Annotated in this window: 1 protein-coding gene; it reads left to right on the top strand. The window is 28.9% G+C overall.

The genetic code is table 11. The features are described 5' to 3' along the window. Positions 1-25 precede the first annotated feature (25 nt). The coding region (locus FDW96_RS03110; RefSeq protein WP_212732865.1) for a hypothetical protein at positions 26-242 on the top strand (217 nt) is incomplete at its 3' end.

Genomic DNA, 242 nt, shown 5'->3' with positions numbered 1-242 from the left:
ATATAGAAATAAAGGAGAACTATAAATGGTAGTTAAATTAACGAAAAAACAAGCTGATTATCTTGAAACTTTTGGAGGTAGAACAAAAGAAGCGATTTATTATATTTCTCGCTGGGGTTTTAATTATAAACTTGAAGACGGCTTAGGTAAAGTTTATGAAAATAAAGAAAAAAAACCGTTTGAGATATTTGAAAAGCTGAAAATGGTTGAAGCTGTCATTAACGGTTATGAAGTTATTGAAC

The organism is Citrobacter sp. TBCS-15, from assembly GCF_005280815.1.
GTDB classification, from domain to species: Bacteria; Pseudomonadota; Gammaproteobacteria; order Enterobacterales; family Enterobacteriaceae; genus Citrobacter; species Citrobacter werkmanii.
Note: the sequence above shows the minus strand (reverse complement) of the source record. Positions and strands in the feature narration are given on the sequence as shown.